The sequence below is a fragment of the Modestobacter sp. DSM 44400 genome (assembly GCF_900107175.1).
Taxonomy (GTDB): domain Bacteria; phylum Actinomycetota; class Actinomycetes; order Mycobacteriales; family Geodermatophilaceae; genus Modestobacter.
The window spans coordinates 139,327-147,281 of the sequence record NZ_FNOZ01000006.1 but is presented as its reverse complement, the minus strand read 5'-3'; the positions used below and the strand labels follow the sequence as shown (position 1 = coordinate 147,281).

The 7,955-nt window shown below is 71.3% G+C and carries 11 protein-coding genes; 4 read left to right on the top strand and 7 right to left on the bottom strand.

Features of this window, described 5'->3' with window-relative positions:
• Positions 1–300: transposase (locus BLW04_RS06525; RefSeq protein WP_175483926.1), on the top strand; the 300-nt coding region annotated here is incomplete at its 5' end.
• Between the two features lie 991 nt (positions 301–1,291).
• Here the strand turns inward: BLW04_RS06525 and BLW04_RS06520 are convergent.
• From BLW04_RS06520 to BLW04_RS26525, 5 genes are all read right to left on the bottom strand, one after another.
• Complete coding sequence (locus tag BLW04_RS06520) at positions 1,292–1,870, bottom strand: GNAT family N-acetyltransferase (RefSeq protein ID WP_091537956.1); 579 nt, start codon at positions 1,868–1,870, stop codon at positions 1,292–1,294.
• Positions 1,871–1,997: 127 nt separating this feature from the next.
• Entirely contained in the window at positions 1,998–2,438 is a 441-nt protein-coding gene (locus tag BLW04_RS06515; RefSeq protein ID WP_091537955.1) for a methyl-accepting chemotaxis domain-containing protein, read from the bottom strand.
• Between the two features lie 446 nt (positions 2,439–2,884).
• Positions 2,885–3,298 carry a site-specific integrase gene (locus tag BLW04_RS29500; RefSeq protein WP_371327777.1) on the bottom strand — a complete coding sequence of 138 codons (414 nt, stop codon included), beginning with the start codon at positions 3,296–3,298 and terminating at the stop codon, positions 2,885–2,887.
• On the bottom strand, positions 3,181–3,642 hold the full coding sequence (locus BLW04_RS26530; protein WP_175483925.1) for a hypothetical protein: 462 nt from the start codon (positions 3,640–3,642) through the stop codon (positions 3,181–3,183). Before BLW04_RS26530 ends, BLW04_RS29500 begins: the two co-directional genes overlap by 118 nt.
• 245 nt (positions 3,643–3,887) lie before the next feature.
• Entirely contained in the window at positions 3,888–4,037 is a 150-nt protein-coding gene (locus BLW04_RS26525; protein ID WP_175483924.1) for a hypothetical protein, read from the bottom strand.
• Positions 4,038–4,699: 662 nt separating this feature from the next.
• On the opposite strand from BLW04_RS26525, the gene BLW04_RS06505 reads away from it, so the two are divergent.
• From BLW04_RS06505 to BLW04_RS06495, 3 genes are all read left to right on the top strand, one after another.
• Positions 4,700–4,993 carry a putative quinol monooxygenase gene (locus BLW04_RS06505; protein WP_091537954.1) on the top strand — a complete coding sequence of 98 codons (294 nt, stop codon included), beginning with the start codon at positions 4,700–4,702 and terminating at the stop codon, positions 4,991–4,993.
• 88 nt (positions 4,994–5,081) lie between these two features.
• Complete coding sequence (locus BLW04_RS06500; protein WP_217630875.1) at positions 5,082–6,359, top strand: MFS transporter; 1,278 nt, start codon at positions 5,082–5,084, stop codon at positions 6,357–6,359.
• Between the two features lie 61 nt (positions 6,360–6,420).
• Complete coding sequence (locus BLW04_RS06495; protein ID WP_091537953.1) at positions 6,421–6,663, top strand: hypothetical protein; 243 nt, start codon at positions 6,421–6,423, stop codon at positions 6,661–6,663.
• Here BLW04_RS06495 and BLW04_RS06490 read toward each other — a convergent pair whose 3' ends face one another.
• Positions 6,664–7,281, bottom strand: a complete 618-nt coding sequence (locus BLW04_RS06490) for a DedA family protein (RefSeq protein WP_091537952.1) — start codon at positions 7,279–7,281, stop codon at positions 6,664–6,666.
• Positions 7,278–7,925 carry a phosphatase PAP2 family protein gene (locus BLW04_RS06485; protein ID WP_091537951.1) on the bottom strand — a complete coding sequence of 216 codons (648 nt, stop codon included), beginning with the start codon at positions 7,923–7,925 and terminating at the stop codon, positions 7,278–7,280. The genes BLW04_RS06490 and BLW04_RS06485 overlap by 4 nt, the downstream gene beginning before the upstream one ends.
• Between the last annotated feature and the right edge of the window lie 30 nt (positions 7,926–7,955).

Below are 7,955 nucleotides of genomic sequence, written 5' to 3'. Positions count from 1 at the left end.
CACCTCGACCAGTTGCTCGCCTTCTACGACTACCCCGCCGAGCACTGGGTCCATCTGCGCACCACCAACCCGATCGAGTCCACCTTCGCCACCGTCCGACACCGCACCAAGATCACCCGCGGGCCCGGCTCACGAGCCGCCGGGCTGGCGATGGCCTTCAAACTCATCGAAGCCGCCCAGGACCGCTGGCGGGCAGTCAACGCACCCCACCTGGTCGCCCTCGTCCGAGCCGGCGCCGTATTCCAGGGCGGCAAGCTCATCGAACGACCCGACGAAACCCCCGAACAACAGGCCGCCTAAAGATCTTGATCCACAGGTCTTGACGATTGCTCGCACTGGCACTGGCACTGGCACTGGCACTGGCACTGGCGCGGTGACGGAGCGGGCGCGCATCCACCCCGACGTCCTGCATCGCCGCGCTCAGGTCGAGCTGGTGTTCGGTCTGGTCGAGGTGGGGGCGTCGACGACCTCAGGCGGCTGTGGCTTCCAGGCACGTGCCCGGCCGGTTCTCGCCGCACGTCGCCCTGTCGAGCTTGCCGTCACGGCGCTGGATCCGGCGGAGTCACGCCACTCGTGGGTTCGTTCGTCGACCGTCTCGCGGACGGTGATGCCGACCAGCTTTAGGCGCTCAGCAAGGTGGTCGGGGCTTTCCTGACAGGGCTCTGTGAGGTACGGAAGCGGGCTGTCTTGTCGGTGCTCCGTCGATAGGTTTCTGGGTCACGGTCTCCGCCCTCCTACTGAGTGGGATCGAGGTTCCCTCCGGTGTTCTCGGCCCGGCGGGCCCGCCTCGGCTTAGCCGGTCGGCGGAGACGTGTCTGTGGGCGGCTCTGCGGCCGCATCCTGCTTCCGGCGGGCGACCAGCCGGCACTCCAACTCGTTGACCGGCCGGCCGCCGGTCTTCCGTCGCCTGCTGGGGGTGCGGGCGTTTCGCCGCTCGACCGACGCAGTCAGTAGGGACCGAGTGGTCGCGATGTGGCCGCGCGTCAACGGGGGATCGACGGCGGCAGCGGACGGCGGCCTTCTACGGCCTGACCAGCGCAGACGTCATCCTCTGGCTCCGTTCGTCATGTCCTGGCCGGGACCATTAATCGGCTGGCTGTCACTGCAGCTGATGGCTGACGGCGAGTGTGCTGACGCGGTCACTCATGTCGGTTCGCACAGATGTCGCTCGTCGTCTGTCCGGCCTGGAGTACGTCGAGGCTGGGCCAGGGCAGTGGCGGGTGACGTGCTCAACGCAGTCGGGGTCTCGGCGGACGGCGAGTCTCACGCCGAGAACGCCAGCAGGGCCGGGCTACGCGTTTTGGGCGTGGCCGTCAAACCGCCGCCGGTAGCGGACCTCGACGACCTCGGCGTCGCCGATGGTGTTGCGCTTGACGGTGCCGTCGGGTTGCCAGCCCTGGCGCTCGTAGAAGGCGCGGGAGCGGGCGTTGCCGTCGAGCACCCACAGTGTGGCCTGCTCGAAGCGGGTCGCCAGGCCGGCGATGCCCGCGGCGTGCAGTCGGCCGCCGAGGCCCAGGCTCCACAGCTGCGGGCGCAGGTAGATCGCGATGAGTTCGCCGACGGTCTCGGCTGTGTCGTCGTCCCTACTGCGACCGGTGGCGATGAACCCGCCAACGTGCCCGGCCGGGTCGGTGGCGACGTGGACGTCGAAGTTGCCGCTGTGGATGTCGCGCTGCCACTGCACGGTGCGCCGTTCGACGGAGAGGCCGTCGAGCAGCGCCTGCGGCAGCAGACCGCGGTAGGCGGTCTGCCAGGAGGAGACGTGCGCCTCCGCGATTCCGGTGGCGTCCTCGGCGGTCGCGGCCCGGATGACGTACTGCGCCGGTGCGGCGGGGGTCTCCTCAATCGCCGGCGCGTGCTCGTTGGTCATCGCCGACCTCTCCCGGTTGGTTCCCGGTCACTGTGCCAGCGGCCCGAGCCGGTCGACGGTGGAGGCCATCGAGGCCGCGCGCTGTGCGATCAGCTCCCCGAAGCTTCGAAAGCACACCGGAGGGTGGTCAGTGTTCACGATCATGTGCGTCAGCGGAACGAGGGCGGCGGCGCAGCACTCCGGTGACCGACCCGACTCGGGCCTGAGCCTGGCGCAGTCCGGCGATCAAGGGCATCAGGTCGTCGTGGATACGCCGAAGCGTGTCGGGCACGGTGTCGACGGCGGGGTCGTCCAGGACCCTGCCGATCCGCTCCAGCCCTGGCTTGAGGCCCCGCACCGGCTGCTGCAGCTCCTCGATCAGACCCTCGAGGTGCTCGGTGATCCGCTGGGCGGACCCGATCGTCTCCCGGGCCTTCGTGGTGGCCTCGGTCAGCTCCTGGATGGTCCGGTTGAGGTCGGCGAGTGTGCGCGGCAGTTGGGCGAGTGTCTCGGACTGCTTCTGCAGCAGCGTCAGCACGTCACCGAGCCCGGGGATGCTGGGCATCCCCAGCCCACGGAAGGCGTCCACGTCGGCAACCGTCCGCGACCGCGGGTCACAGCGCAAGCCGGGCGCACGGTGAGCGTGGGTACCTGCGTGAACCCCCACGAGTCGCCCTCGCAGTGGGGGGCGATAGTGATGGCCGGAGCGCAGTGATGCCTGGGCGGTGGGCCCCTGTGCCCGTCCGCGCGAACGTCCCTGAAGATGACGCTCCGGGTCGTTGACCCGCCGCGTCACCGCGGCTCACCGCTCGTTTGCGCCTGTGCTGCTCGACCGTGGTCGGCTCAAGCCAGATGGTGGGTCCTCGCTACCCGCGCGGTGCGGCGCGGGGGAGCGGTAGCCCAGCCGGCTCATAGCCGACTTCGGCAGCAGGCACTGACAGGCCGGGGGTCTCCCGCGCCCTCCTCCGCGCGTCGCCGGGGGAGGGGTGCGGGCGCGCCGGTCCGCAGTCAGTCCGCAAAAAGTCCGCAAGACGTTCAGTTTCGACCGTGCGCCACCATCAACGACCAACAGCATAAGCCCAGGTCAGAGACGTATTTCGACGTCAGCCAACCAAGGTCAAATACCCCGGCAACGTTCCGCTTCAACGTGTAGAGACGGGTAAAACCACACGTCAGCGGCCTGTAGAGCCCGCCCGGTCCACAACCAGCCCAAGAATCCGCGAAAAGCTGCTGCGCGGCGTCCCGCGTGCGGTCCTCCGGGGTCGGCCACAGGTGCGAGTAGGTCGACAGCGTGGTCGTCGCCGGGGCCTGGTCGAGGGCGCGCTGCACGGTCACGACGTCGCAGCCGGAGTCGATGAGACCCGAGGCGTAGAAGTGCTGGAGGCCATGCAGCCGCAGCCCTGACAGGCCGGCGGCGGCCGTGAGGGTGCGCCACCGGTGGCCGACGATGTTCTGGTGCGGCGGGTCCTGGCCGGCGCCGGTGAACAACCAGCCGCCGGCCGGGCAGTGGCGGCGACGTGGGCGGCCAACAGGTCGACGAGCGCAGGTGCAAGGAACACGCTTCGTTCGCTGCCGTACTGGGGCGACTGGACCTCGACGGCCACGCGTCCCGCCCGCTGCACCTGCCGCGCCACGGTGAGGCTGCGGCGCAAGAAGTCGATGTCCTCGACCCGGACGGCGGCTGCCCCGCCGAGCCGCAGGTCGGCGAAGGCGCAGAGGGCGACGAACGGTCGGAAGGCGTCGTCAGCGGCCTGGAGGACGGTGCCGACCTGGGCGGCGGTGGGCAGCCGCATGGCGGCCTCGGTGCGCCGGCGACGGGGGAGCGTGATGCCTTCGCTGGGGTCGTCCGGGTCAGTTCGTCGGCGACGGCACCACGCAGGACGGCGCGCACGTTGTTCGTCCGGGTGTGCACGGTTCCCGGAGCGAGCCCGCGGTCGACCACTCCCTTGACCCAGGACTCGAGGTGCGACCGCAGGGGGACGTCGGCGGACGGCACCGAACCGACCGCGAGGTTCATGGCGGCGACGGTCCCCGGGTCCTACACCTGGCGGCTCGACCAGTCCGCGTAGAACTCGGCGAAGGTGGTGCGGCCGGCGCCGGGGTCGCCGTAGGTGCCCCGGACGATGTGGGCGGTCTGGTCGGTCAGCCAGCGCTGTGCGTCCCGCTTGAGGGCGAACCCCTTCGTCACCTGGCGGCCCGACGGATCCCGGAACTGCGGGCGGTACGCAGCCCCTTGCCGTCCAGCGTTGTGGGCACCAGACGGCCGGTGGCCGGGTCCCTGCGGCGCCATCGGTCTTGAAGGCTTGCCATCGTCCTGCGCTTCACGGTCGGATGAGCCCACTCCGGGGCACGACGCGGCCAACGTAGATCGGCGGCCTGACGCCGTGCGTCGCTGATCTTCGCCGCCGCATGTGCAGGGACGACCGGGCTCGCCGGTCGGGTTCCGCACCAGCCTTGATCGCCTGCCAGCCCCGCCGGGGCGGTGAGCATCGAGCATGTCCCTCTCGACCCTTGACGGCAGCCTCCTATTTTTCTCCGGTCTGCCTGCGGCTCCAGAGAAGACGGGGCACTGAAGAAGAACCGCGGAAGCGTCGGCAGCCTGGCAGGCAGGGCGGGCGGTCAGCCGCCCTCGGCGAGGCCGTGGCGGGTCGCACGCCGGGCCGACGGCGGGACACCGGCTCGACCCGAGCCTCGAGGGACTCGCGCGGAGCCCTTGCCGAATCGTTGCGGCTCACTGGCGCCCCTCCGGTGATCGACGCCGTCCCGTCCGGCGCGGAAGTGCAGCCCCGCGACAAAGAGGCATATCGTCCCCCGACCAGTAGTGCACAACCTGAGCGGAAGGGGCTCGCTGTGTCCGAACTGTCGGTGGTCGCGGTCCTCGTGGCCAAGAACGGCCAGGAGGACGTCGTGCGCCAGGCACTGCTCGCGCTCGTGGCCCCGACCCGAGAGGAGGAGGGGTGCCTTGCGTATGAGTTGTTCGAGTCCGCAGTGGCCCCAGGCACCTTCGTGACGCAGGAGCGCTGGCGCCACCAGGGCGACCTGGACGCTCACCTGCAGACCGAGCACGTGCAGAAGGCGCTGGGGGCTGCCGGAGACGCCCTTGCCACCGCACCAGGAGTCCATCCACTCGTCCCGGTGACCTGATCGTCGATCGGTCTCGCCGCTGAGCCTGCCGAGCGGACGGCGGCAGCCCGACTGCACCGCCCTCACCGAGGACGACGACCATGTAGCGGTGCCCTCGTCCGAGCATGCCGGCGGCGCCCCGCCGTCCCCTCAGCCCGAGCCGCTGACGACGACCACGCCGGTGTCGGCGTGGTCGCCGTGGCGGGCAGTGGTCGGCTTCGGTGTGGTGAGCCTCGCCGCCGACATGGTGTACGAGGGCGCTCGCTCCATCACCGGCCCGCTGTTGGGGTCACTGGGTGCTTCGGCCCTCGTGGTCGGACTCGTGACCGGGGCCGGTGAGGCCGCTGCCCTGGTGCTGCGGCTGTTCTTCGGGTCGCGGGTGGACCGGTCCGGCAACTACTGGGGGATGACCCTGGCCGGCTACGGCCTGACTGCGGTCTGCGTGCCGGCCCTGGCCGTTACTCCCTTCCTGGGCGCGGCCGGCCTCCTGGTGGCCTGCGCTCTCGTCCTCGCCGAGCGGACGGGCAAGGCGGTCCGGAGCCCCGCAAAGTCGACGCTGCTGGCCCATGCCGCCGGACCGGTCGGCATCGGCCGCGGCTTCGGCGTCCACAAGGCGCTGGACCAGGTGGGTGCCTTCTCCGGGCCCCTGCTCGTGGCGGGGGTGGCCGCGCTGTCCGGCGCTCTGTGGCCGGCGATGGCGGTGCTGGCCGTTCCCGCGGTGGCGTCGATGGCCCTGCTCCTCTGGATGCGCCGCCGCGTCGGCGACCCGCTGGGGGACGAGGTCAGGTCGGCGCCTGCCGCGCCGAGGCTGTCCGTGCTGGCGATGGGGCGGACCCTGCCCACCCGGTTCTGGCTCTTCGCCGCGGCAGCCGGTCTCGCCACCGCGGGGCTGGTCACCTTCGGGGTGATCTCCTACCACCTGGTCCAGGATCGCGTCGTCGCCGTCGCCGTCGTACCCGTCGTGTACGCCGCTGCCATGGCCGCGGCTGCGGTCGCGGCGCTGGTCACCGGCTGGCTGTTCGACCGCTGGCACGCCCGGGTGCTGTTCGCCCTGCCGTTCCTCGTCGCGGCCGTGCCGCTGCTGGCGTTCTCGAACATCGTGCTGGTCGCGGTCCTCGGCGTGCTGATCTGGGGAGCTGCCGTGGGTGTGCAGGACTCCACCGTCAAGGCCTTCGTCGCTGCGGTGGTACCCGCCGATCGCCGTGCCACCGGGTACGGGCTGTTCGCCGCCGTCCAGGGCGCCGCCGCGGTGGCCGGCGGAGCGACGGCCGGCGCGCTGTACTCCCGTTCGATCCCGGCCCTGGCGGTGGTCGTTGCCGCGAGCCAGCTGGCGGCTCTCCTGCTGCTCGTCTGGACCCTGGCCGTCCGGCCGGCAGGGCCGGCCTGAGGCGCCCCCGGTACGAGCGCCCTGCTTGGCGCTCGCCACACCGGTGCCGGACAGTGCAGCGGTGATCACTGTCCTGTTGCGGTACGACCACCACGTCGACCACACGTTCCTGGAGGCCACGCACTACCAGGACACCGACGGCGTGCTCACCGTCCACCGCGGCGAGGAGGAGGTCGCCCGCTTCCCCGCCGGCTCCTGGGACGGCGTCTACCGCTACGCCCGCAACCGGGTGCGGGAGCAGGACGGCCGCGAGCGCTCCGCGAAGGGGCTGGAGGTCGAGTTGGGCGACGTCCCCGGCGACTGACTAGCGCTCGGCCGTGTGTTGGGCGCGGTGCTCGCGGACGCGCCAGACGACCAGGGCGACGACGACCAGGGCCAGCACGACGAGTGCCGAGCCGGTGCCGAAGCTCTTCTCGACCTGGGCGTAGGACGCTCCCGCGGCGTAGCCGACGAGGACGACGGCAACTCCCCAGGCGAACCCGCCGGCGGCGTTGTAGGCCAGGAACTTCAGGTACCGCATCCGGGCCGTTCCGGCGAGGGCGGGCATGACGGCGCGGAAGAACGCCACCCAGCGGCCGAGGAACACGGCGCTGCCCCCGCGACGCGCCAGGAAGTCCTCGGCGTCCTCGAGGCGCTTGCGGCGCTTGTCGAGGAACCGCAGGGCGAGCACGCGCTGCCCGAAGTGCCGCCCGATCTCGTATCCGACGCTGTCACCGACGATCGCCGCGATGACCACCACGGCCAGGACGGCGGGAAGTGGGACGTGCCCGAGCTTGGCCGCCACGCCGGCCAGCACGGCCACGGTCTCCCCGGGCAGCACGAAACCGACGAAGAGGGCGTCCTCGGCGAAGACGACCAGGCCCGTGATGACCAGGACGGCCCAGCTCGGCACGCTGAGCAGCCGGTCGACGAGGCCGCTCACGTCCGTGTCCCCACGGGCGTCGCGTCCCGGCCAGCAGTGACCTGCGCCGAGGTCGGCTCCGGGAACACCGTCCGCAGCAGGGGGCGGTGCCGCAGCCAGCCGGTGACTGCGATCAGTGGCCCCCGGAACAGCCACCAGCCCAGCAGAGTGACCATCGCCCCCAGCAGGAGGCCGGCGACCACGTCCCACGGGTAGTGCGCCGCGATGTAGACGCGGGCGAAGGCCATCACCACCGCCGCGGCAGTCGCGACCCAGCCCAGTCGCCGGGAGACCAGCCAGCACCCCGCGGCAGCGGCGCCGGCCATGACGGCATGGTCGCTCGGGAAGGAGAAGTCGCTGGTGCGCGAGGCCAGGATCAGCAGTTCCGGGTGCGTCGTGAACGGCCGAGCCTCGCCGAAGAGGTGTCCGACCGGCTGGTTCACACCCACCGCGACCAGCGTCGCCAGGCACGCCCAGCCCGCGGCCGCCAGGCTGCGGCTGGGCCCGGTGCGGCTGACCAGCATCGCCGAGAGCAGGAGGACGGCGAAGACCACGATGCCGTAGGTGGCGTAGCCGAGCAATGGTCCGTGCAGCCAGCCGGTGTGCCGGGCGAAGGCGTTGACGTCGGCGAGCAGGCTGTCGTCCACGTGCGTGAGGGTGTCCATGTGCTGTTCGCTCCTGGTCCGTGCTGGTCG